24 protein-coding genes are annotated in these 22,592 nt (G+C 64.7%); 7 read left to right on the forward strand and 17 right to left on the reverse strand.

Annotated elements, in window-relative coordinates; genetic code table 11:
* The first annotated feature begins 3 nt into the window (after positions 1 to 3).
* Positions 4 to 2,142 (forward strand): RNA degradosome polyphosphate kinase, encoded by a 2,139-nt coding sequence (locus tag BRX37_RS01215; protein ID WP_099233932.1) that lies wholly within the window; start codon positions 4 to 6, stop codon positions 2,140 to 2,142.
* Positions 2,143 to 2,149: 7 nt separating this feature from the next.
* Positions 2,150 to 3,673: a Ppx/GppA family phosphatase gene (locus BRX37_RS01220; RefSeq protein WP_125985215.1), complete on the forward strand. Its 1,524-nt coding sequence runs from the start codon at positions 2,150 to 2,152 to the stop codon at positions 3,671 to 3,673.
* A gap of 21 nt (positions 3,674 to 3,694) precedes the next feature.
* Here the strand turns inward: BRX37_RS01220 and BRX37_RS01225 are convergent, their stop codons facing one another.
* From BRX37_RS01225 to BRX37_RS01260, 8 genes are all read right to left on the reverse strand, one after another.
* The gene (locus tag BRX37_RS01225) at positions 3,695 to 3,880 is read right to left on the reverse strand and encodes a Trm112 family protein (RefSeq protein WP_318276551.1); all 186 of its coding nucleotides are present in this window, start codon (positions 3,878 to 3,880) and stop codon (positions 3,695 to 3,697) included.
* 8 nt (positions 3,881 to 3,888) lie between these two features.
* Positions 3,889 to 4,500 (reverse strand): LON peptidase substrate-binding domain-containing protein, encoded by a 612-nt coding sequence (locus BRX37_RS01230; protein ID WP_037510200.1) that lies wholly within the window; start codon positions 4,498 to 4,500, stop codon positions 3,889 to 3,891.
* A gap of 15 nt (positions 4,501 to 4,515) precedes the next feature.
* On the reverse strand, positions 4,516 to 5,427 hold the full coding sequence (locus BRX37_RS01235) for a tetratricopeptide repeat protein (RefSeq protein WP_125985217.1): 912 nt from the start codon (positions 5,425 to 5,427) through the stop codon (positions 4,516 to 4,518).
* Between the two features lie 111 nt (positions 5,428 to 5,538).
* A complete protein-coding gene (locus BRX37_RS01240; RefSeq protein WP_125985218.1) occupies positions 5,539 to 5,976 on the reverse strand; it encodes a DUF2141 domain-containing protein in 438 nt (145 codons plus the stop codon).
* Positions 5,973 to 6,701, reverse strand: a complete 729-nt coding sequence (locus tag BRX37_RS01245; protein ID WP_125985219.1) for a sterol desaturase family protein — start codon at positions 6,699 to 6,701, stop codon at positions 5,973 to 5,975. Before BRX37_RS01245 ends, BRX37_RS01240 begins: the two co-directional genes overlap by 4 nt.
* A 157-nt stretch (positions 6,702 to 6,858) precedes the next feature.
* The gene (locus BRX37_RS01250; RefSeq protein WP_125985220.1) at positions 6,859 to 7,938 is read right to left on the reverse strand and encodes a serine/threonine protein kinase; all 1,080 of its coding nucleotides are present in this window, start codon (positions 7,936 to 7,938) and stop codon (positions 6,859 to 6,861) included.
* A 9-nt stretch (positions 7,939 to 7,947) separates the two neighbouring features.
* Positions 7,948 to 8,367, reverse strand: a complete 420-nt coding sequence (locus BRX37_RS01255; protein ID WP_037517685.1) for a DUF3010 family protein — start codon at positions 8,365 to 8,367, stop codon at positions 7,948 to 7,950.
* Positions 8,368 to 8,992: 625 nt separating this feature from the next.
* Positions 8,993 to 9,883 carry a prephenate dehydratase gene (locus tag BRX37_RS01260; RefSeq protein ID WP_125985221.1) on the reverse strand — a complete coding sequence of 297 codons (891 nt, stop codon included), beginning with the start codon at positions 9,881 to 9,883 and terminating at the stop codon, positions 8,993 to 8,995.
* A gap of 172 nt (positions 9,884 to 10,055) precedes the next feature.
* Between BRX37_RS01260 and BRX37_RS01265 the strand changes: the two genes are divergently transcribed.
* Complete coding sequence (locus BRX37_RS01265) at positions 10,056 to 10,679, forward strand: c-type cytochrome (RefSeq protein WP_037510216.1); 624 nt, start codon at positions 10,056 to 10,058, stop codon at positions 10,677 to 10,679.
* Positions 10,680 to 10,717: 38 nt separating this feature from the next.
* Here BRX37_RS01265 and BRX37_RS01270 read toward each other — a convergent pair whose 3' ends face one another.
* Positions 10,718 to 11,524 (reverse strand): kinase, encoded by an 807-nt coding sequence (locus tag BRX37_RS01270; protein WP_125985222.1) that lies wholly within the window; start codon positions 11,522 to 11,524, stop codon positions 10,718 to 10,720.
* A gap of 2 nt (positions 11,525 to 11,526) precedes the next feature.
* Positions 11,527 to 12,843 carry a hemolysin family protein gene (locus BRX37_RS01275; protein ID WP_017500236.1) on the reverse strand — a complete coding sequence of 439 codons (1,317 nt, stop codon included), beginning with the start codon at positions 12,841 to 12,843 and terminating at the stop codon, positions 11,527 to 11,529.
* A 147-nt stretch (positions 12,844 to 12,990) separates the two neighbouring features.
* On the opposite strand from BRX37_RS01275, the gene BRX37_RS01280 reads away from it, so the two are divergent.
* The 4 genes from BRX37_RS01280 to BRX37_RS01295 all read left to right on the forward strand — a co-directional run bounded on the left by BRX37_RS01280 (position 12,991) and on the right by BRX37_RS01295 (position 16,247).
* Positions 12,991 to 13,671 (forward strand): YiaD family glycine zipper/OmpA-like lipoprotein, encoded by a 681-nt coding sequence (locus BRX37_RS01280; RefSeq protein ID WP_029547626.1) that lies wholly within the window; start codon positions 12,991 to 12,993, stop codon positions 13,669 to 13,671.
* Between the two features lie 160 nt (positions 13,672 to 13,831).
* On the forward strand, positions 13,832 to 14,170 hold the full coding sequence (gene fdxA / locus BRX37_RS01285; RefSeq protein ID WP_004211101.1) for a ferredoxin FdxA: 339 nt from the start codon (positions 13,832 to 13,834) through the stop codon (positions 14,168 to 14,170).
* Positions 14,171 to 14,416: 246 nt separating this feature from the next.
* Positions 14,417 to 14,944 carry a CarD family transcriptional regulator gene (locus BRX37_RS01290; RefSeq protein WP_004211100.1) on the forward strand — a complete coding sequence of 176 codons (528 nt, stop codon included), beginning with the start codon at positions 14,417 to 14,419 and terminating at the stop codon, positions 14,942 to 14,944.
* A gap of 145 nt (positions 14,945 to 15,089) precedes the next feature.
* The gene (locus tag BRX37_RS01295; RefSeq protein ID WP_125985223.1) at positions 15,090 to 16,247 is read left to right on the forward strand and encodes a pyridoxal phosphate-dependent aminotransferase; all 1,158 of its coding nucleotides are present in this window, start codon (positions 15,090 to 15,092) and stop codon (positions 16,245 to 16,247) included.
* 38 nt (positions 16,248 to 16,285) lie between these two features.
* Here BRX37_RS01295 and BRX37_RS01300 read toward each other — a convergent pair whose 3' ends face one another.
* The 7 genes from BRX37_RS01300 to BRX37_RS01330 all read right to left on the reverse strand — a co-directional run bounded on the left by BRX37_RS01300 (position 16,286) and on the right by BRX37_RS01330 (position 22,590).
* Positions 16,286 to 16,531, reverse strand: coding sequence for a hypothetical protein (locus tag BRX37_RS01300; protein ID WP_004211096.1), 246 nt, complete (start codon positions 16,529 to 16,531; stop codon positions 16,286 to 16,288).
* 81 nt (positions 16,532 to 16,612) lie between these two features.
* On the reverse strand, positions 16,613 to 17,116 hold the full coding sequence (locus tag BRX37_RS01305) for an asparaginase domain-containing protein (RefSeq protein WP_004211094.1): 504 nt from the start codon (positions 17,114 to 17,116) through the stop codon (positions 16,613 to 16,615).
* Positions 17,117 to 17,178: 62 nt separating this feature from the next.
* Positions 17,179 to 17,994, reverse strand: a complete 816-nt coding sequence (locus tag BRX37_RS01310) for a pyrroline-5-carboxylate reductase family protein (protein ID WP_125985224.1) — start codon at positions 17,992 to 17,994, stop codon at positions 17,179 to 17,181.
* A 23-nt stretch (positions 17,995 to 18,017) separates the two neighbouring features.
* Positions 18,018 to 18,524, reverse strand: a complete 507-nt coding sequence (locus tag BRX37_RS01315; RefSeq protein ID WP_004211091.1) for a type III secretion system chaperone family protein — start codon at positions 18,522 to 18,524, stop codon at positions 18,018 to 18,020.
* 42 nt (positions 18,525 to 18,566) lie between these two features.
* Complete coding sequence (locus BRX37_RS01320) at positions 18,567 to 18,878, reverse strand: accessory factor UbiK family protein (RefSeq protein WP_004211090.1); 312 nt, start codon at positions 18,876 to 18,878, stop codon at positions 18,567 to 18,569.
* A 40-nt stretch (positions 18,879 to 18,918) separates the two neighbouring features.
* Positions 18,919 to 19,467 carry a TspO/MBR family protein gene (locus tag BRX37_RS01325; protein ID WP_125985225.1) on the reverse strand — a complete coding sequence of 183 codons (549 nt, stop codon included), beginning with the start codon at positions 19,465 to 19,467 and terminating at the stop codon, positions 18,919 to 18,921.
* A gap of 18 nt (positions 19,468 to 19,485) precedes the next feature.
* Positions 19,486 to 22,590 carry an efflux RND transporter permease subunit gene (locus tag BRX37_RS01330; protein WP_125985226.1) on the reverse strand — a complete coding sequence of 1,035 codons (3,105 nt, stop codon included), beginning with the start codon at positions 22,588 to 22,590 and terminating at the stop codon, positions 19,486 to 19,488.
* Between the last annotated feature and the right edge of the window lie 2 nt (positions 22,591 to 22,592).

Here is a 22,592-nt window from a genome sequence, read left to right on the forward strand (position 1 = left end):
TCCGTGGCCGAAGCCGATCCCATCGCCAGCCTTTCGCCCGCGGGCGAGCGCTATTTCAACCGCGAGCTTTCCTGGCTGGCCTTCAACCAGCGGGTGCTGGAAGAGGCGATGAACCGGGCCCACCCACTGCTCGAACGGCTCCGCTTCCTGTCGATTTCGGGCGCCAATCTCGACGAATTCTTCTCCGTCCGCGTTGCCGGACTCAAGGGCCAGCAATTGCAGGATGTCGACCTGCGGTCGGCCGATGGCCTGACCCCGGCGCAGCAGCTCGGCGCGATCACCGAAACTACGGCCAGCCTGATGCGCGCCCAGCAGAAGGTCTGGGGCGCGCTGCATGGCGAACTGGTGCAGGTCGGGATCGAGGTGATCGGTCCGTCCGCGGAAATGGATGCCGGCTGCGCCCAATGGCTGCGCGAACATTTCCTGACCCAGATCTTCCCGATCCTGACCCCCCAGGCGCTGGACCCGGCACATCCCTTTCCCTTCATCCCCAATCAGGGCCTGTCGATCGTCTTCGATCTGGAGCGCCTGTCGGACAAGCAGCCGATCCGCGAACTGGTGATGATCCCCTCCTCGCTCGCCCGCTTCGTGCGCATTCCGGGCGAACCGATGCGCTACATGGCGCTGGAGGCGGTGATCCGCCGCTTCTCGGCCGATCTCTTCCCCGGCTATCGCGTCCGCAACAGCGGCGTGTTCCGCATCATCCGCGACAGCGACATCGAGATCGAGGAAGAGGCGGAGGATCTGGTCCGCTATTTCCGCAGCGCCATCAAGCGCCGCCGCCGCGGCCGCGTGATCCGCATGGAGATAGAGGAACGCATCCCCGAACCGGTCGAGGAAATGCTCCAGGACATGCTCCAGGGCCATGAGGCGATCGTGGTCGAGGTGGAGGGCTTCATCGGCATCGGTGACCTTAGCGGCATCGTCGACGCCGACCGCCCCGACCTCAAGTTCGAGCCCTATGCGCCGCGCTTCCCCGAGCGCATCCGCGAATATGGCGGCGACTGTTTCGCCGCGATCCGCGCCAAGGACATCGTCGTCCATCACCCCTATGAGGCGTTCGACGTCGTCATCTCCTTCCTGAAGCAGGCCGCGTCCGACCCGGACGTGGTCGCGATCAAGCAGACCCTCTATCGCGCGGGCAAGCAGTCGGCGATCATCCGCGCCCTGATCGATGCGGCCGAGGCCGGCAAGTCGGTGACCGCCGTGGTCGAGCTGAAGGCGCGTTTCGACGAGGAACAGAATCTGATGTGGGCCGACGCGCTGGAACGCGCGGGCGTGCAGGTCGTCTATGGCTTCATCGACTGGAAGACCCATGCCAAGGTGTCGATGGTGGTGCGGCGCGAGGGCGACCAGTTCCGCAGCTACTGCCATTTCGGCACCGGCAACTACCACCCCATCACCGCGCGCATCTATACTGATCTCAGCTTCTTCACCGCCGATCCGGCCTATAGCCGCGATGCCGCCGCTTTGTTCAACTACATAACCGGCTATGTCGAGCCGCAGCGGCTGGAAAAGCTGGTCATGTCGCCCCGCGACCTGCGCGACACGCTGTGCGCCTGCATCGATGCGGAGATCGACCATGTCCGCGCCGGCCGCCCCGGCACCATCTGGGCCAAGATGAACAGCCTGGTCGACCCGGCGATCATCGAGAAACTCTATGCCGCCAGCAATGCCGGGGTGCAGATCGACCTGATCGTGCGCGGCATCTGCTGCCTGCGGCCGGGCGTTCCGGGCATGTCGGAAAATATCCGGGTCAAGTCGGTCGTCGGCCGTTTCCTGGAACATAGCCGCATCACCGTCTTCGGCAATGGCAAGGCGCTGCCCAATAATGGCGCCAAGGTCTATATCAGCTCGGCCGACTGGATGCCGCGCAACTTCGACCGCCGCGTCGAATTCCTCGCGCCGGTCGAAAATCCGACCGTCCATGACCAGATTCTGGACCAGGTGATGGTCGCCAATCTGATCGATACCGAACAGAGCTGGGTGCTGGACCGCGACGGCCATTATACCCGGCTGGAGCCGGGCGACCGGCCGTTCAACCTGCACCGCTATTTCATGACCAACCCGTCGCTGTCCGGGCGTGGCGCAGCGCAGGAGCATGGTGCGGTGCCGACCCTGCGCCTGCGTGGCCGGGCCTGATCGCGCCATGAACTCGATGCTCAGCCGCGTGCGCGCCATGGCGGAGACCATGGCGACCTCGCCCGAACCCGCCACCGCGCGCTCGGCGATCATCGACATCGGCTCCAACAGCGTCCGCCTGGTCGTCTATGACGGGCCGCGCCGCATCCCCTTCATCCTGTTCAATGAAAAGGTGATGGCGGGCCTCGGTGCCTCGCTCGCCAAGACCGGTGCGATCGAACCGGAAGCGATGGAGCGCGGCCTGCGTGCCATCGGCCGCTTCGCCCATCTGTGCCGGGACATGCGCGTCACCGACATACGCTGCGTGGCGACGGCCGCCGTGCGCGACGCCACCAATGGCGCCGAATTCATCAGCCGTGCCAAGGCGATGGGCCTGACAGTCGAACTGCTGTCGGGCGCGCAGGAGGCGATCGGCGCGGCCATGGGCGTCTTGTCGGGCATTCCCGATGCCGACGGCATTGTCGGCGACCTGGGTGGTGGCAGCCTGGAACTGGCCCGCGTGCGCAAGGGCGCGGTCGAACAGACCATCTCGCTGCCGCTGGGCGTGCTGCGCCTGCCACAGATCCGGGCCAAGGGGCCGCGTGCGCTTGATCGCTGCGTCGCCAAGATGCTGGAAAAGGCCGGATGGCAGGCGGAACCGGACCTGCCCTTCTATCTCGTCGGCGGCTCCTGGCGCTCGCTCGCTCGCTTCGACATGCAACTCACCCATTTCCCGCTGCCGGTGGTGCATCAATATGAGATGAGCGCGGCCCGTGCCGAACAGCTTACCCGCATCGTCTCCCATGTCGACAAGGGCCGGCTGAAGCAGATCCCGGCGATGACCGGATCGCGTGTGCCGACCTTGCCGGATGCCGCCGCGCTGTTGTCGGTCGTCGTGCGTCAGCTCAAGTCCAGCCGGATGATCGTGTCGGCCTATGGCCTGCGCGAAGGGCTGCTCTACGAAAATCTGCCCGACGATATCCGCGCTCATGATCCGCTGCTGGTCGCGGCCGAGGCGGAGGGCGAGGCGCAGGCCCGCTTCCGCGGCCATGGCGACCGTATCGACCGCTGGATTGCGCCGCTCTTCCCCGACGATGACAAGGGTGCGCGCCGCATCCGCCGAGCCGCCTGTCTGCTGGCCGATGTCAGCTGGCGCGCCAATCCCGATTTCCGCGCCGAGCGCGGCGTCGAAATCGCCCTGCACAGCAATTGGGTGGGCATCACCGCTGCCGAGCGAGCGATGCTGGGCCAGGCGCTGCACACCCATTTCGGCGGCGATGTCGGCACGCTGCCCAACCTCGACCGTATGGCCAGCACGGACGCACTGCGCCGCGCCGCACTCTGGGGTCTCGCCATCCGCCTGGCCCAGCGCCTGTCGGGCGGCGTCGAAGGCCCGCTCGCCATTTCCCATCTGGAACGGCATGGCGACCGCATCGACCTCCACCTGCGCGACGAGGATGCCGATCTCTACGGCGAAGCGGTCGAACGCCGGCTGCGCAACCTCGCCCAGGCCATGGGCCTCAAATATCAGCTGCTCGGCGGACAGGGTTAGGCCGACACCGACCGCGCCCGGTCAGGAAAGCGCGATCGCTTCCCGCACGACCAGCACCGGCACGCCGTCGCGCACCGGATAGGCAAGGCCCGCCGCGTCCGACACCAGCGCCTGCCGCCCGCCGTCCCAGCGCAGCTGCGTGCGCGTCGCCGGGCAGACCAGCTTGGCCAGCAGCCAGGGATCGATCGGGGCCGTCTCTTCGCTCATAATCTCGCTCATTGCATCGTCGCGCCGCCGTCGCGCTCGGCGCGACCGACGATCTGCATCAGCTGGATGATCCGGTCGGCCCGCTCGCTCAGCGTGTCGGCCTCCAGCAAGGTCTGCTTGGCCGCCGGGTCGAACGGCGCGATCTGGGCGATGCCGTTGACCAGCGCCATGTCGTCCAGCCGCGACACCGCCGTCCAGTCGACCGCATAGCCCAGCGCATCGGCAAAGCGGCGCGATTCCTGCTCCAGCGCCGCCCGCTCGACCAGATGCAGCACCTCGTCCTCCGGCGCCTGCTCCACCTCCGCCTCGATCTGGCGGAACAGCGTCGACACCTCCAGCTCGCGCACCAGCCGGAACCGGGCCAGCCCGGTCAGGATGATGTTGAACCGGCCATCGTCCAGCGCCTCGATATGGCTGATCCGTCCCAGGCAGCCGACATCGAACAGCGGCGGCTTCTGCCCCTCGCTGCGCGGCTGGATCATGCCGATGCGCCGGTCGCGCGCCGACGCATCCTGCACCAACGCGCGATAACGCGGCTCGAAGATATGCAGCGGCAGTTCCATGCCCGGCAGCAGCAGCGCGCCGGACAGCGGAAAGATCGAGATGCGCGCGCGGTTCACCGGCTCACCGATCCTTTACGAAAACAGGATCTGCGACAGCTTGCGGCGCTGCGCCGCCACCCACGGATCTTCCAGCCCGACCGCCTCGAACAGGGTCAGAAGCTGGGTGCGCGCGGCGCCGTCATTCCAGGCCCGGTCGCGGCGCACGATCTCCAGCAGCTGCTCGGCCGCGCCGTCGCGGTCGCCATTGCCCATCAGCCCGGTCGCCAGCTCGAAGCGCGCTTCATGATCGTCGGCATCGGCCGCCAGCCGCGCCTCGACCCCCGACAGGTCGGCCACGGGCCTGGCATTGCGGGCCAGCGCCAGCGCCGCCTTGGCGCGCTCGATCGCCTGGTCCTTCTGCATCTCGGCGGGCAGTTCGGCGAGCAGCGCATCGGCCTCGTCCAGCTGGCCCAGCGCCACCAGCGCGCGCAGCAGGCCGCTCAGCACTTCGGCATTGACCGGCGCGATATCGGCAATCTGCTGGAACACCGACAGGGCACGCTCCGCCTCGCCGCCGGCCAGCATTTCCTCGCCCATCGCGATTAGCGGCGCGATCTCCTGCGCCTGCGCCTTCTCGTCCGATTCGATCGGCAACTGGCTCAGCAACTGGTCGAGATATTGCTTCAACTGCCCCTCGGTCCGCGCCTGGCTCAGGTCCGCGACCGGCTGGCCCTGGAACACGGCATAGACGGTCGGGATCGACTGGACGCGGAACTGGCTGGCGATGAAGCCATTTTCATCGACATTCACCTTCACCAGCTTGACGCCCTTGCTGGCATAGTCGGCGCACACCTTCTCGATCACCGGCGCCAGTTGCTTGCACGGGCCGCACCATTCGGCCCAGAAGTCGACGATCACCAGGCTCGTGCGCGAAGGCTCCACCACATCCTGGCGAAACGCCTCCACGGCCGCCTTGTCGGCCTCGCTCAGTCCCAGGGTCGCCACGCTTCATTCTCCTGCAATGCGGTTAGTCGCCGCCGTCATACAGCGCCTTATGTGGGGCGTCACCCCCACCCCTGCCAGAGTTGGCGGACAAGTCGTGACGCGCGCGCCGCCTTACAGGAAATATTTGAGCCGGATCGTCTGCCGCACCGGCGCGCCGCTCACGACGAACTCGGCCGACCGGAAGCTGGGCGCGCCAAAGCGCAGCACCGGATTGCGCGAAAAGCCCACCCCTTCGCGCGGAATGCCGGCAAAGGTGTCCAGCTTGCCATTGCCATTTTCGTCATGGATGATCGCGATCGCATAGTCGCCCGGCGCCAGATTGCCGAGCGGGATGGCATTGCCCGTCGTCGCCACGATCAGGTGGCGCTTGTCCGGATCCTTGCTGCAATCGGGAAAATAATCGGCCGATCGCGCCACGCAGATCAGGATGCGCCCCTTGGCCGACCGCAGCCCCTCGGCCGTCATGCTGATCGGCTGGGCCAGGTCCACCGGCGCCGCCCCCGCCAGCCCCGCCATCGCCACCACCGCAAATAGCACCCGACCGATCACGCCTGTTCCTTCCTAAATTCCCCCAACCCCCGGTCGGTGCCGCACAGCCGGTCCCAGACGCGAAAATAGAGGCCATAATTGCACCGATATTGCTCATGATGCCGCTGATGATGGCTGGCGGTGATCAGCCAGCGGCCGATCGGCCCGCGCACCATCCAGCGCGGAAACATCTCCCACCCCATATGGTTGGACACGCCCATGATCGTCATGATCGACAGCACCACGCCCAGCGCGCCGACATGGATCGGGATCAGGAAGACCAGCGCCGGGATCACCACCGCCCCGGTCAGCGCCTCCCACGGGTGAAAGCTCATTGCCGCCCAGGCCGTCGGTGGCCGGCTGGCATGATGGACGGCATGGGCGATGCGGAACAGCCGGGGCGCGTGCATCCACCGGTGCGTCCAGTAGAACCATGTGTCATGCGCGGCGAGATAGAGCAGCACCGACACTGGCAGATACCAGAGCGGATAGCGGCCGACATCCTCATAGATGCGCGTCCAGCCCCGCGCCTGCCAGCCCCAGGCGACCACCCCGGCGGGAATGCCATAAATGGCGGCGGACGCCAGCGACCAGCCAATCTCCCGCCCGATCTGCCGCCCCTGCCCGCGATAGAGGCCCGGCTGCCGCAGCCTTGTCGCCAGCGCAAAACCGCCACTGGCAATCAGATAGCGCACCCCGACGATCAGCGTCATCGCCAGCGCGGACAGGAGGATCGCAGCGACCATAGCGGGGCTATAGCGGTGATTGCGAGGGAGCGGAAGCGGAGGGGTGGGGCTGGTTGGCGCGTATAGTCGCCATTCGACAACGCCCCTCCGTGCCCGAAAGCGGACGTAAGAATTGTGGCTAGGGTATGTGCCGTGCCAAGGCGCGACAAAATCGGCTTCACCGTGCCTGCGCCATCCTAATTGCTTCTGGCAGTGAGGTTGGTTTTAATGCTCGTTCCCTTCGCCAAGCGAATGCACCGTTCACCATTTTCTCGACCGAATAGCCACCGGGACCTTTAATGATCCGATATTTTGCTTTGGCGCGGTAAAGTACCGGCTCAGGCTCAAACCGCCAGTCGGGAAGCGATGTTCGGAGATTATTGAGCTTAGCTATGAGCGCGGCCACCGTCTCAAACCGATCTTCGCGGTTCACCTTGCAGCACTTCCTTATTACAGAAATCAGTTCAACTGGGCACCAAGGGGGAAGGCTTCTCAATTCGATCAGCTTGCCCCTTTTTATCTTGTTCTCAATTATCGAACTGGCATAAATCTGATTATCTGGCGCTACATGTTTTAAATATTCCACCTTTTCTTTTGGCGATAGCCAGTCAGTCTCATCGTATGGCAGATATCCACCCAAGAGCTGATAAAGAACAAGGCCAAGTTGATAGATATCTCCTCGTTGATAAGCGCGCCCGGAATCGGCTTCTTCCGGAGTGCGATAAAGCAACGAATGACGGGATCCCGTCTGGGCGTATCCACCCTCACCGACCTTCACGACAGATCCGAAATCGCCGATAACAAAGCGGCCATCCCCGTCGCAAAATATATTGGAGGGCTTCAAATCGCGATGAATGTAGCCTTTCCCATGGATGAAGCTCACGCCGCTGGCAATATCTAACATGATATCAACGGCTCGTTTGACGTTAAGTCGTCCGGCAGACATTACGTCGTCAAGGTCTCCGCTTTCGCAAAATGGCGTGATGAAATAAGCATCTTCCGCATTAATTGGTGCAGCATCATCGACTTTTAGGACATGATCATGCGCCAAGTCGCTTAGCATCTTTGGCTCTGCGTGCGCACCGTCTCCCCAGTAATAAAATTTCACAACTAAATTGCGATTCAGAATCTTATTTTTTCCCATCAGAACAAAGCCGTTGCCGCCTTTGATGTTGATACTATCAAAATCGATTTTGCTCTCTAACTGGTCGACTACGGCGCGGACGCTTGGCGTCAAAACACTCTTGTCTATCGGCATCGATTTATCTCAGACTTTGGCCAGCTTCCAAGCCGCCGCTCGATAAGCATCAGCTTGATATTGTTTAACTGACTGCGGAGGCGTTGCGACGTTGCTCTTTTTCGTGAAAGCGGCGAGCGTGGGCGGACTCACGAAGGTGACTTCGGTGCCGGAAAGCTGAAACAGCGCCTCGATCTTGAACGTGATCCCGCCCGCTGCCAATTGCCCAGTTGCTTTTCGAGACTTAATAGCAAATCCATCGATTTTATTTTCGTTAGCGAAGGCCTTTATAGCTTTCATCAAAGCATCAAGGGACGCGGCATCCTCATGATCGTGAAGCGAGAGCTTCTTCGTGGCACAATTAATATGCTCGATATTGCCCTCGCTATCAGAGCTAACAATAGCGAGATTCGCTTCCTTACCTTTTATATCGACCCCACAGATTATCACGGCTCGCACACTCCCTGTTAGACAGATGCATCTGCCGACAAAGTTGCGGCTCAATCAAGTCAAAGATGATGCGGTACGACGAGTAACGCTTTCACACCACTAATCAGCGGCAATTTTCGGCATTACGCTCAGTTCGACGGAGAGGCCGCAGATAAGGTGCATAGCCGACCGTCCTTTCGAGAGGCCCAATCAGCAGCTTCTGTCGGCAGCAGCTTAGCGCGGCGGATGTGCACGATCGACGCTGGTCGGTAGTCGACACCTGATGAATGGGAGCTATCGCAATATTGCCGCGCCAAACCGGATATTCGCCTATCGGCCAATCCCATCCAGCTTTCCTACTCAACCAATCTCTGATCTATCCTCCGCGATGGAGCAGTCACGCCCCCGCCCCTGCGCGCGCGCCAATGCGCCGCTACCCCCGCAACCCAACAGGCGCGCCACCGTGACCCGGATGGCACTTCGCCATGCCCCGAATGTGATCCAACAGGCGCGTCGGCGGCGCGTTTCAGGCGCGAAAAGGCCGCAAAACGCCGATATCATCGCGCCACGACACTGTGAACTTCGCGCTGTGACCCTGGAGCGACCCAGGAGTGACCCTGAAACCGCCCTCTGTCGGGCGCACCACTCAGGTGCGGGGGCGGGCCTGGCGGTAGCTGCCCAGAACGCGCACCCATTTGGTGTGGAATTCCAGCTCGGCGAGCGCGCGGTCGACCGCCGGGTCGCCCGGCATCCCTTCGATATCGCAATAGAATTCGGTCGCGGCAAAGCTGGCGCCGCGCTGGTAGCTTTCCAGCTTGGTCATGTTGACGCCATTGGTCGCAAAGCCGCCCATCGCCTTGTAGAGCGCGGCCGGGATATTCTTCACCTCGAACAGGAAGGTGGTCATGACCGGGCCGACGCCCGCCGCCGGTGCCTTGGGCTCGCGCGCCAGCACCAGGAAGCGGGTCATATTGTCGTCGCTATCCTCGATATTCTCGGCGATCAGGCGCAGGCCATAGATTTCGGCGGCCAGATAGGGGGCGATCGCCCCCTCGCCCGGCGCCCGCGTCTCCGCCACCAGCGCGGCGGCGCCGGCGGTGTCGGCATAGGCGACCGGCTGGATGCCGCGCTCGCGCAGATAATGGCGGCACTGGCCCAGCGCCTGCGGATGGCTGATCGCGCTCTTCACCGGCACCGTGTCGGGCGCCATCAGGCAGTGGCGGATGCGCAGGAAATATTCGTCGACGATGTGCAGCCCGGATTCGGGCAGCAGGAAATGCATGTCGGCGACGCGGCCGTGCAGGCTGTTCTCGATCGGAATGATCGCCCGGGCGGCAAGGCCGTTGCGCACCGCGTCGATCGCATCCTCGAACGCAAAGCATGGCAGCGGCACGCAATCGGGGGCGTAGCCGAGCGCGGCCAGGTGCGAATTGGCACCGGGCGCGCCCTGATAGGCGACGGCGCGCGCCGGATCGGCAGCGGCCATTTGCGACATGTCGGCGACCAGCGCGCGAGCGGGGGCGGGATAATTTTCCATGCGTGCCTGCGCGCTTAGGCAGTTGGGGGATCGCGCGCAAGCATCGGCGGGGCGGCGGGGCGCGAAAAGCGCCACGGCGGGTTGCACCCCGGCCTATCCCCCATTATGGCAAGTGCTTAAGTGGGGGAGCGCACGACAGCCTCCATAACAAAGATGCGAGGGAAATCTGCGGATGGGCGATCGATTCAACACCGTTGCAGGGTGGGCGTTGTTTGCAGGCATCATCGCGCTGGGTGGCGCGATCGTCAGTTCCAAATATTTCCACGATGAACGGCCCGAAAAGATGGGCTATGCGATCGAGGGCGTCGAGGTGGAAGGCGAAGGTGGCGGCGACAGCGGCCCCGGCCTCAATACCCTGCTCGCCAGCGCGGATGTCGCGGCCGGCGAAAAGGTGTTCGCGAAATGCGCCGCCTGTCACACCGTCAACCAGGGCGGCGCCAACGGCATCGGCCCCAATCTCTATGCCACCGTCGGCGAAGGCATCGGCCAGGGCAAGGGCGGTTTCGCCTTCTCCGAAGCGCTCAAGAGCAAGGGCGGCGAATGGAGCTTCGACAATCTCGACCATTGGCTGAAAAGCCCGCGTGAATTTGCCCCCGGCACCAAGATGACCTTTGCCGGACTCTCCAACCCGGCCGATCGCGCCAACCTGATCGCCTGGCTGAACACGCAGGGGTCCAACCTCCCCCTGCCCGCCGCCGATGCCGCGCCCGCCGCTGCCGACAATGCAGCTCCGGCCGAAGGCGGCGACAACGCCGCCAACGCGACCGAGGCCCCGGCCGAGAACGCGGCGCAGTAAATTTCGGATAGGGCGCGGCCGGTGGCGGCGCCCTTCTCCTATCGGCCGCGCACCGCCGCCACGCCGCGCTGGGCATCCAGCGCCACGACCAGATCGGCCCGCGCCGGCATCTCGTCCAATATATGCCGGGTCAGCCGCTCGTAATGCTGGATGAAGCGGGCGACCTCTTCATCGCTCATCACCGCACTGCCGCCACCGGCCGCACGCAATTCCGCCTCCTGCTGCGTCCGCCAGCCCTGCACCACCGCAAACCCCGGCGCCGCCAGCAGCGCCAGCGCATCGATCCGCCCGAACAGCGTCTGATACTCGCCCGCCAGCGCCGCATTGACGAAGCGCCGCCAGCGCCCGTCGCCATCCTCGTCCCGCTCCAGCGCGTTGACCGGGGCATCCAGTTCACCGACCTCCTGCGCCCGCGCGCCCACGCACCAGCCCTCCAGGATCAGCAGCCGCTGCCCCGCTCCGGCCTCCGGCCACGCGTTTTCAGGCAAGCGATCATCCAACCCCTTGTCGAACCGCGGCAAGCGCACCGCCCGCCCCGCCGCCAGCGCATCCAGCACCCGCAAGCCCAGCGCGACATCATGCGTCCCCGGCACGCCCCGCGTCCGCAGCAGCGGATGCACGTTCTGCGCCAGCACTTCCCGCTCACCCTTCGTCAGATAAAGATCGTCGATCGACAGGATCGCGCTCGCCACGCCGCGCGCGCGCATGCGCGCCTGCAACGCCTGCGCCAATGTGCTCTTGCCGCTGCCCTGCGCCCCGCACAGGCCCAGCACGGCCAGGCCATACTTCTCTTCCAGCAGGTGCAGCGCCAGGCGATCGACCGCATCGAGCGCCGTCGCCGCCATGGTCAGAGCTGCGCGACCAGCAGCTTGTCGATCTTGCGCCCGTCCATGTCGACAATCTCGAAGCGCCAGCCCTGATCCTCGGCATAGTCACCGACTTCCGGCAACCGCTTCAGCAGCCACAGCACATGGCCCGCGACCGTCGCATAATCGCGATCTTCGGACAGGTTGATGTCGATCTTCTCGGCCAGCTGGTCGATCGGCATCTGCCCCGACACCAACAGACTGCCATCCTCGCGCTCGACCAGATCCGGCTCGTCATAGACATCGCGGTCCGACGCGAAATGGCCGGCGATGGCGGACAGCAGGTCGGCCGGGGTCACGATCCCCTCGAAATGCCCATATTCGTCATGCACCATCACCATCGGCACGTCGGACTTGCGCAGCACTTCCAGCGCATCCATCGCGTCGACCTGGTCAGGCACGACCTCCGCCTTGCGCAGCAGCGCCTCGATATTCAGCGCCTCGCCCCGGAACAAGGCGGTCATGATGTCGCGCGCCTGGACGATGCCGATAATGTCCTCCACCGATCCGCGCCCCACCGGCAGGCGGGTATGCGGCGTTTCCAGCAGGCGCAGGCGGATCGTGTCCTCATCGGCGTTGATGTCGATCCAGTCGACATCCATGCGCTGGGTCATCACCTCGCGCACCGGCCGGTCGGCCAGCCGCACCACGCCGGAGATGATCGCCCGCTCGCTTTCCTCGATGATGCCCGACCGGCTCGCCTCGGCGACGATCAGATGCAGTTCCTCGACCGTGACATGATGTTCGGATTCGCGGTCCAGCCCCAGCAGCTTGAAGATCAGGCCGCTCGACTTGTCGAGCACCCACACCACCGGCGCGGTCAGCTTGGCCAGATACAGCATCGGCGTTGCCACCAGCACGGCGATCGGCTCGGGTTGGCGCAGCGCGAACTGCTTGGGCACCAGCTCGCCGATGATCAGCGAGGCATAGGTGGTGAGGCCGATGACCAGCGCAAAGCCCAGATTTTCCGCCATATTGGGCGACAGGCCCAGCGCCGCCAGCCGCTCGCCGGTCGGTCCGCCCAGGCTGGCGCCCGAATAGGCGCCCGAAATGATGCCGATCAGGGTGATGCCGATCTGCACCGTCGACAGGAACTTGCCTGGGTCCGCCGCCAGCTGCAACGCCGACTTGGCGCCGCGCTTGCCCGCCTTCTCCATCGCCTGCAGCCGTGGCTTGCGCGCGGACACGATGGCCAGCTCCGACATCGCGAAGACGCCGTTCAGCGCGACCAGCGCCAGGATGATGATGAGGTCTACCCAGGGGAAGGGCGTCGGAGCGGGAGGGGGGATCGTGGCCATGGTGGTCCCCTCCCCTATAACCTTTATTCTTTCGTTTTCACAACCATCCCATCATCGCCCGTTCAGTTCACTTGTGGAACAATCCATCGCCTGGGTTATTAGGGAGGCATCCATCCACGCGGATGCCAAGGACAAGGGAATAGAAGAATGAGGATTTCGCACCGGATCATGATGGCGGCCGGCCTGGCCGCGATGCTGACCACCACCGCCTGCACCACCGACCCGGAAACCGGGCAGAAGCGCATGTCGAAGGCGGCGATCGGCGGCATTGGCGGCGCGCTGGGCGGCTATCTGCTGGGCGATCTGGTCGGCGGCCGGCATGACCGCACCGAAAAGATCCTGGGCGCCGGCATCGGCGCGATCGCGGGCGCCGGCATCGGTTCCTATATGGACGAACAGGAACGCAAGCTGCGCCAGCAGACCGCCGGCAGCGGCGTCGACGTGATCCGCCAGGGCGACGACCTGCTGCTGCGCATGCCCTCGGGCATCACCTTCGCCTTCAACGACGCCAGCGTCCAGCCGCAGTTCCGCCCCACGCTGGACGAGGTATCCTCGATCCTGTCGCAATATCCCAAGACCTATATCGACGTATATGGTCACACCGACAGCGACGGGTCGGACGCCTATAACCAGACGCTGTCGGAACGCCGCGCCCAGTCGGTCGCCGGCTATCTGACCAGCCATGGTGTCCAGTCGGCCCGCATCGCCACGCGCGGCTTTGGCGAAACCCAGCCGATCGCGTCGAACGCGACCGAGGAAGGCAAGGCTGCCAACCGCCGCGTCGAAATCAAGATCTCGCCCGTCACCGAATCCGACGTGCGCAGCTGACGATGGCTCGGGCCGCTCGAACGGGCGGCCCGACCGACCATCTGCGCTGCCGACAGCACAAAACCGCCCCTACACCCCCGTCAACATTATCCTCATTGACCTTCGCGCGCGCCGGGCATAGCAGGGCCGCCGCTGTCGCAACCCAAAGAGTGCCCTGACAATGACCTATGTCGTGACCGACAACTGCATCCGCTGCAAATATATGGATTGCGTCGAGGTCTGCCCCGTGGACTGTTTCTACGAGGGCGAGAACATGCTGGTCATCAATCCCAACGAGTGCATCGACTGCGGCGTGTGCGAACCGGAATGCCCGGCCGAGGCTATCCTGCCCGACACCGAGAACGGCCTCGAAAAGTGGCTGGAACTCAACACCAAATATTCGGCCGAATGGCCCAACATCACGGTCAAGGGCGAGGCCCCGGCTGACGCCGACGCGATGAGCGGCGTAGAGAACAAGCTGGAACAGTTCTTCTCGCCCGAACCCGGCGAGGGCAGCTGATCGATATTATCCTGCGCCATCAAGGCGCAGCGTCCCATTTTGTGCCGCACCCCCAGACTTTGTGTCCGGGGGTGGCAATTTTGTTACGAATCTGCTAAATAGCGCCCAGCGGACGAACATGGTCGCGTTCGTCCTGGAGTATTCGCATCATGTCTTGACGGTGACGCCGCGGACTTTCCCCGACTCGTGCCCCTGCTGCACCTGCCCCGCGACGGCCCGTTCCCCGGTTGAATAGAAAGGTTTCAAATGGCTGCCAAGGCGCTGTCCTTTGACGTTGGTGATTATGTCGTTTACCCCAAGCACGGCGTGGGCCGTGTGATCGAACTCCAAAAGGAGCAGATCGCGGGCATGGAGCTGGAGCTGTATGTGCTCCGTTTCGAAAAGGAGCGCATGACGCTGCGCGTTCCCACCAACAAGGCCGAAGGCGTCGGCATGCGCAAGCTGTCCTCCAACAAGACGCTGGAGGAATCGATGGAAACCCTGAAGGGCAAGCCCAAGGTCAAGCGCACCATGTGGTCGCGCCGCGCCCAGGAATATGAAGCGAAGATCAATTCGGGCGACCTGGTGTCGATCGCCGAAGTGACCCGCGACCTGTTCCGTGCCGATGACCAGCCCGAGCAGAGCTATTCCGAACGCCAGATCTTCGAGGCCGCTTCCAGCCGCCTCGCCCGCGAACTCGCCGCGATGGAAGAGACCGACGAGCCCACCGCGCTGCAGAAGATCCTGCGCATCCTCAATGAGGCCGCGCCGAAATATGCCAAGGTCGAAGGCTGATCCCTTCGCCCGAACAGGCTGAAACATGATGAAGGGCGCCCTCCCAGGGGGCGCCCTTCTTCGTTACGGCGGGGCCATTGCGGGAATCCCGCCCTCGTCCGTTGACTCCCCCGAACCGTTCTTCAGGACGCATAGGGGAATAGCCATGAACGACCAGAATGACGCGCAGCAGGATCTGATCCAGCGCGGCTATTCGCGCCGCGACGCCGCCCGCATATTGGGCGTGCTGGGCGCGGGCGTGGCGGTCGCCACCGCCGGAACCCCGGTCTGGGCGCAGCGCAATGACGGCCCGGAAGAAGGCAATTTTCCCAAGGTGCGGATCGGCTCCAACGAATGCTGGACCGGCCCCTTCCCCGTCGCCCAGGCCGCCGCGGCGAAGATCGTGTCCCACGCCAATTTCTATCACCCCGGCACCGAAGTCACCGACTTCAAGAAGGCGCTCGCGACCATCGAAGGCGTGCCGGTCGACCATGTCCTGCCCTGGCCGGGGTCCAGCGATCCGCTCTCGCGCATCGTCGTCGCCTTCTGCTCGCCGCAAAAGGGGCTGGTGACCGCCGATGTCAGCTATGAACAACCCTGGGGCACGGCGGAATGGGCCGGCGCCAAGGTGACGAAGGTGCCGTTGACGCCCGACTATCGCCATGACGTGAAGGCGATGCTCGCCGCCAATCCGGACGCCGGCCTCTATTATATCTGCTCGCCCAACAACCCCACCGGCACACTGACGCCGGTGGCCGACATCGAATGGCTGGTCGCCAACAAGCCGGCCGGATCGATCGTCCTGGTGGACGAAGCCTATCTCCATTTCTCGCACGGCCAGTCGGCCGCGCCGCTGGTTGCGCAGGGCAAGGACGTGATCGTGCTGCGCACCTTCTCCAAGCTGTTCGGCATGGCCGGCATGCGGCTGGGTGCCACCATCGCACGGCCCGACCTGCACGCCAGGATGATGCGCTATGACGGCAAGCGCATGTCGACCAACCTGCCCCTGCCTTCGGTCGTGTGCGGCACTGTGGCGCTGACGCAGAAGGCGCTGATCGAGCAGCGCCGGGCCGAGATGATCGCCGCGCGCGACTTCACCTTCGCCCATCTCACCAAGCGCGGGGTCAAGTTCATTCCGTCGGACGCCAACATGTTCATGGTCGACTGGGGCAAGCCGGCCGCCGGGGTTCAGGCCCAGTTCCTGGCGGCGGGTGTCGGCATCGGCCGCAACTGGGCGCCCTGGCCCACCATGTCGCGCGTCACCGTCGGCTCGATGGCCGACATGCAGGCCTTCTGCGCCGCGCTCGACAAAATCATGGTCTGAAAAAGGGCCGGCTTCGCTGTGGAAGCCGGCCCTTTGGATCAATTGCCCTTCACGCTGTCGGCGGCATCCTTGGCGGCGTCGCCGACATCGCTCGCCGCCTGACCGACCTGGCTCGCCGCGCTCGACACGGCATCATCCTTGCGGGTCTGGCTGCTGATCAGGAAGAAGGCGGCAACCGCCACCACCACGACCAGCAACAGGATCGCGATGGTCGTGCCACCGCCGCCGCTGCGCTTTTCGATGATCGTCGTCGTGGGCGCCGGGCGTTCCTGATAATCTGCCATATAGTCTCTCCTCTTTGTCACCCCGTGGGGGCAACAATGCCGGAGAGCGGGCAAAGGTTTCAGCCGCCCCGCTGGCCCGCCTTACTCGCCGGTCGGGACGAAGGCGCCCTTGGCGCGGTCCTTCACCACCTTGTCGGCGCGGAACACCGATCCGCTCATGGTGATATAGACGCCCGGCTCGGCGACCTGCGCGGTGGCGAAAGCCATGCCAAGGTTGAAGCTCGCATCGCTCTCGCCAAAGCGCGCCGGGGCCAGCGCACCGACCAGCACGACGGTCTTGCCGGGAATGTCCTGCAACAGCTTGGCCGTCTCGGTCATGGTGTCGGTTCCATGGGTGATGACGATATGCTTCTCACGCGCGGCGGCAACGCGGGCGGCGATCAGCGCACGATCCGTGTCGTCCAGCTCCAGGCTGTCCTTGCGGGTGATTTCCTCGATCCGGAAGGGCCGCTTGACCCGTGCCACCTGCAACAGCTTGGCCATCACCGTCTCGCCGACCTGATAGTCGGACAGGGCGTCGAAATAGACCTTGTCGATCGTGCCACCGGTGGTGAGCAGCAGGATGGGGGTTTCGGGGGACAGCATGAACGGACTCCGTATATCGATCGCGACCCCTTAACGGATAATCGCGCGGACCGGAACCGTCCCTATTCGCGCCGCGCCATCGCCGCACCCCGGTCGCGCGCAGCAACCAGCGTGTCGGTCAGAAGGTCGAGCAGGCGATGGTCGGCGTCCAGTACATTGAGGCCCTGGCGCGTCATGCCGCCGGGGCTGGCGACCTGATCCGCCAGGGTCGCCGGGCTGACGCTGGCGCGCGCCGCCATGTTCGCCGATCCCTGCACCGTGGCCAGCGCCATGCGAGCGGCCTGATCGGCGGGAATGCCCAACGCCTCGCCGGCGCGCGACAGTGCATCGATGAAGCGGAACAGGAAGGCCGGGCCGCAGCCCGACAGGGCCGTCACCTGATTGAACAGGGCTTCGTCCCCCATCCATTCGGCCAGGCCCAGCGGCGCGATCAGCGCGGCAATATCGGCCTTGGCCGCCGCATCCGTCGCCGCATCGGTGTAGAGCGCCACCACGCCCTCGCCCAGCCCGACCGGCAGGTTGGGCATGGCGCAGACGACATCGCGCGGCGCCGGGAAATGCCCGCGCAGGTCGGCGATCGGCGTACCGGCCAGGATCGACACCAGCCGCGTCTCCGCCGTCAGCAGCGGCGCAAGACCAGTTGCGACATCGGCGATCTGATAAGGCTTCATGCCCAGCAGCACAGTCGTGCCGGCGGGCAGCGCCGCGGGATAGGCGGTGACGACGGTCACGCCCTGCGCCACCGGCTTTCCGCTCGGCCGCAGCACGGTGACGCGCGCGGGATCTAGCCCGCACGCCAGCCAGCGGGTCAGCATCTGCCCGGCCATGTTGCCGCAGCCGACAAGGAAAAGATGATCGGGCCAGCAGGCAATGGTCATGGTCAGGCTTTCAGGCAGATATGTCAGGCTTCGCCGCGGGTTTCGATCAGGCTCGCGCTGATCGCCTCGCTCGGGCTCTTGCCGCCCCACAGGACGAACTGGAACACGGGATAGAAACGCTCGCACTCGTCGATCGCAGTCTCGATCAGCACCTGCGCCTGGTCGAGCGTCAGCGTGCCACCCTGCCCCAGCAAGGCGCCATGGCGGAACAGGATGATGCCGCTCGACGACCATAGCTCGAAATGGCCGAGCCAGAGCTGTTCGTTGATCAGGCCCAGCGTCTCGTAGATGACGGCGCGCTTGTCGTCATTGACGCGGATGTCGGGCAGCGCGAGAAGCTGCAGCACCTGATCCTCGTCACGCCAGATGCCGCGCAGCTCATATTGCGCCCACGACCCCTGGGTACTCGCGACGATCTCATCCTCGCCGACCTGCTCATAGCTCCAGCCATGCGCCTCGTAAAAGGCCGCCAGCATGTCGATCGGCGCGGCCTCATGGCCGCCATTCTCAAATTCGTCGCTATCCATCATCGGCGCGCCTTTATCACCGCAAGCGGCGAAAGGACAGGGCGCTTACTCGGCGCCCGCATCCTTATCCACAGCTTTCGTCTTGGCGGCGCGCACGGTCTTGGTGACCGGTTCGGGCGCCTTGCCTTCCAGCGCGTCGAGGCGGGCCTTGAGCAGTTCGACTTCCTCGCGCGCGGCGGCGGCCATCGCCTTGACCGCGTCAAATTCCTCGCGGCTGACGAAGTCGACGCCGCCGATCCATTCCTTGGCGCGTTCGCGCGCATTGGATTCGAACTCGCGGGTCATGCCCGCGACCGTGCCGGCAGCGCCGTTCACCAGCTTGGCCAGGTCGTCGAAAAAGCGGTTCTCGCTCTGCATGATCGTCTATCCTCGTATCAGGCGCGTGGATGCGCCGAAATCATATCTGGGTCTGGAGTGCCGGCGCGACAAGCCTGTGCGCATCCGGGTTCAGGCGGCCGACCTCATAGTTGAGGTAGGAGGCAAAGACCAGCCAGACCAGATAGGGCAACATCAACGCACCGGCAAAGGGACGGATCCGCCAGAACAAGGTGGTGGTGAGCGCCACCAAGAGCGCCAGCACAAGGATCAGCCCCAGCGCCGCCCCCACCTGATGCGCGCGAAAGAAGAGCGGCGACCAGGCAAGGTTGAGCGCCAGTTGCACCAGGAACAGCGCGACCGCCGCCCCCCGTCCCCTGGCCCCGCGCGCATGCAGCACGATCGCGAAGGCCAGCGCCATCAGTATATAGAGGATCGTCCAGGCGACGGCGAAGGCCCAACCCGGCGGCATCAGCGCCGGCAGGTTGAGCGAGGCGAACCAGCAATTGCCAAAACCGCTATTGGCGAACTTGCCCGACAGGAAGCCGAGAAAGACGATCGCGGGCACCGTCACCAACGCCCAGCGCAGATAGGCAAGACGCAACTGACCCTGGGACGCGATCTCGTTCATCGGCAACGCAGCTCCAAGCTATTCGGCGGGTTCGGGCGAATCCTTGAGCGCCGAATCCAGTTTGCGACCAACGGTTTGCGGAGAAACCGTGCGCTTGGCAACGCGCGAATAGAAAATGGGAATGAGGAACAGGGTGATGAGCGTCGCCAGGCTGACGCCGAACACGATCACCACGCCGATCGAATGGCGCGCCGCCGCACCGGCCCCGCCGCGCAGCACCAGCGGCACCGCGCCGATGACTGTCGCGATCGACGTCATCAGGATCGGGCGCAGACGCCGCTTGGCCGCCTCGCGGATCGCCTCGGCAATCTCCATCCCCTCGTCGCGCAGCTGGTTGGCGAACTCGACGATCAGGATGCCATTCTTGGCGGCGAGGCCGACCAGCATGACGATGCCGATCTGGCTATAGAGGTTGATCGACCCGCCGGTGATCGCCAGGCCCAGCGCGCCGCCCGCCACCGCCAACGGCACCGTCGCGATGATGACGCCGGGGTGGATGAAGCTTTCGAACTGGGCCGCGAGCAGCAGATAGACGATCAGGATGGTGAGGCCGAAGACGATCCAGATCGACCCACCGGTCTCACGCAGCGACTGACTTTCGCCACGATAGCCGATCGCCAGCACCTCGGGCGACTGGCGCGCCTGATCCTCCAGGAAGGCCAGCCCCTGCCCCAGCGATGTGCCCGGCGCCAGCGCGGCGGTCAGGGTGATGGCGCGCAGCTTGTTATAGCGGTTGAGCTGACGCGGCCCGGCCACTTCGCGCACGGTCACGACCGCCGACAGCGGCACCAGCACGCCGCTGCGGCTGCGCACCTGGATACGTTCCAGATCGGCCAGCGTCTGGCGCCCGTCCCGCTCCGCCTGCACCAGCACGCGATATTCCTCGCCGCGATCGACATAGGTGGTGACGCGGCGCGAACCGAGCAGGCTTTGCAGCGCCTGGCTGACATCGTTCACCGACACGCCCAGGTCGCCGGCGCGCTGCAGATCGGTTTCGATCCGCATCTGCGGCTTGGTTTCCTTGTAATCGCTGTCGAGGTTGATGAGCCCCGGATAGCTTGCCGCCGCCAGCATGATGCGGTCGCGCGCGGCTACCAGCCCTTCATAGGTGGAACCGGCCAGCACGATATTGACCGGCAGGCCGCGACCACGGCCCAGCCCCGATCGCGGCGCTGCATTGCCGCGCACGCCCGGCTGGTCGGCGATCACCTTGTTGATGATGGTCGCGACTTCGGCGGTGGTGATGGTCCGGTCTTCCCACGGCCGCAGGAAGGCGATGACATTGCCGTTGTTGTAATCGTCGGTGGTGCCGAAGCCGCCGGGGGTGCGGATCACCAGATTCTGCAGCGTGCCATCCTTGCGCAGGAAGGCGAGATCATTCTCGATCTTCTGCATATAGGCCATCATCCGGTCGAAGCCGGTGCCTTCGGGCGCGTTGACATTGGCCTCGACCACGCCGGTATCCTCGGCCGGGGCCAGTTCGGCCGGCAGGCGGGTGAAGAGGAAGAAGGCGACGCCCAGGAAGATCGCAACGCCCAGCAGCGGCATCAGCGGCTTCTTCAAGGTCCAGTCGAGCCAGCGGCCATAGCCATGCTCGATCCGCTGGAAGCGATCATCGACCCAGCGCGCCAACCGGCCACGCTCGGCATTTTTCAGCAGCTTGGAGCAGAGCATCGGCGCGAGGCTCAAGGATATGAAGCCCGAGAAGCCGATCGCCGCGATCATCGCGATGGCAAGTTCGCGGAACAAGAGGCCGGTCTGGCCGGCCAGGAACATGACCGGCACGAACACGGCGCAAACGACCAATGTGGTCGAGATGATGGCAAAGCCCACCTGCCGCGTGCCGAGATAGGCCGCGACCAGCGGATCGTCGCCCTGCTCGACGCGGTGATAGACATTTTCTAGCACCACGATCGCGTCGTCGACCACCAGGCCGATGGCGAGCACGAAGGCGAGCAGGGTCAGCAGGTTGATCGACAGACCGAGCAGCCACATCACCGCGCAGGTGGCGAGCAGGCAGATCGGCACCGTCACCGCCGGCACGATCGTCGCCCGCACCGATCCCAGGAACAGGAAGATGACGAGGATGACGAGCAGGGCCGCCTCGATCAGCGTGTCATAGACATTGTCGATCGCGCGTTCGATGAACAGGGATTCGTCGGTGCCGATCGCCACCTTCATGCCCTTGGGCAGGGTCGGCTCCAGCTCCTTGATCAGCGCCTTGGCCTTCTGTGCCACTTCCAGCGTGTTGGCGCCCGACTGGCGGATGATGCCGATGCCGATCGCCGTGCCCTGGTTGGAACGGAAGCTGCTATAGGGGTTTTCGGCCCCTTCCTCGATCCGGGCGACATCGCCCAGCTTCACCTGATAGCCATCCTCGCCCCGGCCCACGACCAGCTGCGCGAACTGGTCCGGCGTGGCGAAGGGCCGCTCGACGCGCAGCGTCTGGTTCTGGTCCTTCGATTCAAAGCGGCCGGCGGGCAGTTCGACATTCTGGGTGCGCAGCGCCGCCTCGACATCGGCCGGGGTCAGGCCGAAGGCGGCCAGCTTTTCCGCGTTGAACCAGATGCGGGTCGACGGACGCGCCTCGCCGCCGATGGTGACGCGGGCGACGCCGTCGATCGCGGCGAAGCGGTCGGCAATGTTGCGGTCGAGATAGTCGCTGATCTGGATCGGCGACCAGCCGGGGCGCGAGAAGGCCAAGAACAGGATCGATCGCGCGTCGGAATCGACCTTGCGGATCTCGGGCGCCAGCGCATCCTCGGGCAGATCCTGCGTCACCGACCCGACACGGTCGCGCACGTCATTGGCGGCGCTGTCGATGTCGCGCGAGGGATCGAACTCGATATTGATGTTGGACGTGCCGTCCTGCGAGGTCGAGGTGATGGTCTGGATGCCCTGCACGCCCGCGACCGCATCCTCGATCTGCTGGGTGATGCGGGTTTCCACCACCGACGCGGCGGCGCCGGTATAGGTCGTCTCGACCGAGACGATCGGCGGATCGGTATCGGGATATTCGCGGACCGACAGGCTGAAATAACCAACCAGGCCGACGATGCACATCAGCACCGCGACCACCGCCGAAAAGACCGGCCGGCGGACCGAGAGATCGGAGAGCTGCATCG

The sequence above is a fragment of the Sphingomonas sp. S-NIH.Pt3_0716 genome (assembly GCF_003950715.1).
GTDB lineage: Bacteria > Pseudomonadota > Alphaproteobacteria > Sphingomonadales > Sphingomonadaceae > Sphingobium > Sphingobium yanoikuyae_A.

Excerpts from the sequence above, each read along its gene's own strand:
- BRX37_RS01220 (WP_125985215.1), top strand. The coding sequence starts at position 2,150 with ATGAACTCGATGCTCAGCCGCGTGCGCGCCATGGCGGAGACCATGGCG.
- BRX37_RS01225 (WP_318276551.1), bottom strand. The coding sequence starts at position 3,880 with ATGAGCGAAGAGACGGCCCCGATCGATCCCTGGCTGCTGGCCAAGCTG.
- BRX37_RS01245 (WP_125985219.1), bottom strand. The coding sequence starts at position 6,701 with ATGGTCGCTGCGATCCTCCTGTCCGCGCTGGCGATGACGCTGATCGTC.
- BRX37_RS01250 (WP_125985220.1), bottom strand. The coding sequence starts at position 7,938 with ATGCCGATAGACAAGAGTGTTTTGACGCCAAGCGTCCGCGCCGTAGTC.
- BRX37_RS01260 (WP_125985221.1), bottom strand. The coding sequence starts at position 9,883 with ATGGAAAATTATCCCGCCCCCGCTCGCGCGCTGGTCGCCGACATGTCG.
- BRX37_RS01265 (WP_037510216.1), top strand. The coding sequence starts at position 10,056 with ATGGGCGATCGATTCAACACCGTTGCAGGGTGGGCGTTGTTTGCAGGC.
- BRX37_RS01270 (WP_125985222.1), bottom strand. The coding sequence starts at position 11,524 with ATGGCGGCGACGGCGCTCGATGCGGTCGATCGCCTGGCGCTGCACCTG.
- BRX37_RS01275 (WP_017500236.1), bottom strand. The coding sequence starts at position 12,843 with ATGGCCACGATCCCCCCTCCCGCTCCGACGCCCTTCCCCTGGGTAGAC.
- BRX37_RS01280 (WP_029547626.1), top strand. The coding sequence starts at position 12,991 with ATGAGGATTTCGCACCGGATCATGATGGCGGCCGGCCTGGCCGCGATG.
- fdxA (WP_004211101.1), top strand. The coding sequence starts at position 13,832 with ATGACCTATGTCGTGACCGACAACTGCATCCGCTGCAAATATATGGAT.
- BRX37_RS01290 (WP_004211100.1), top strand. The coding sequence starts at position 14,417 with ATGGCTGCCAAGGCGCTGTCCTTTGACGTTGGTGATTATGTCGTTTAC.
- BRX37_RS01295 (WP_125985223.1), top strand. The coding sequence starts at position 15,090 with ATGAACGACCAGAATGACGCGCAGCAGGATCTGATCCAGCGCGGCTAT.
- BRX37_RS01300 (WP_004211096.1), bottom strand. The coding sequence starts at position 16,531 with ATGGCAGATTATCAGGAACGCCCGGCGCCCACGACGACGATCATCGAA.
- BRX37_RS01305 (WP_004211094.1), bottom strand. The coding sequence starts at position 17,116 with ATGCTGTCCCCCGAAACCCCCATCCTGCTGCTCACCACCGGTGGCACG.
- BRX37_RS01310 (WP_125985224.1), bottom strand. The coding sequence starts at position 17,994 with ATGACCATTGCCTGCTGGCCCGATCATCTTTTCCTTGTCGGCTGCGGC.
- BRX37_RS01315 (WP_004211091.1), bottom strand. The coding sequence starts at position 18,524 with ATGATGGATAGCGACGAATTTGAGAATGGCGGCCATGAGGCCGCGCCG.
- BRX37_RS01320 (WP_004211090.1), bottom strand. The coding sequence starts at position 18,878 with ATGCAGAGCGAGAACCGCTTTTTCGACGACCTGGCCAAGCTGGTGAAC.
- BRX37_RS01325 (WP_125985225.1), bottom strand. The coding sequence starts at position 19,467 with ATGAACGAGATCGCGTCCCAGGGTCAGTTGCGTCTTGCCTATCTGCGC.
- BRX37_RS01330 (WP_125985226.1), bottom strand. The coding sequence starts at position 22,590 with ATGCAGCTCTCCGATCTCTCGGTCCGCCGGCCGGTCTTTTCGGCGGTG.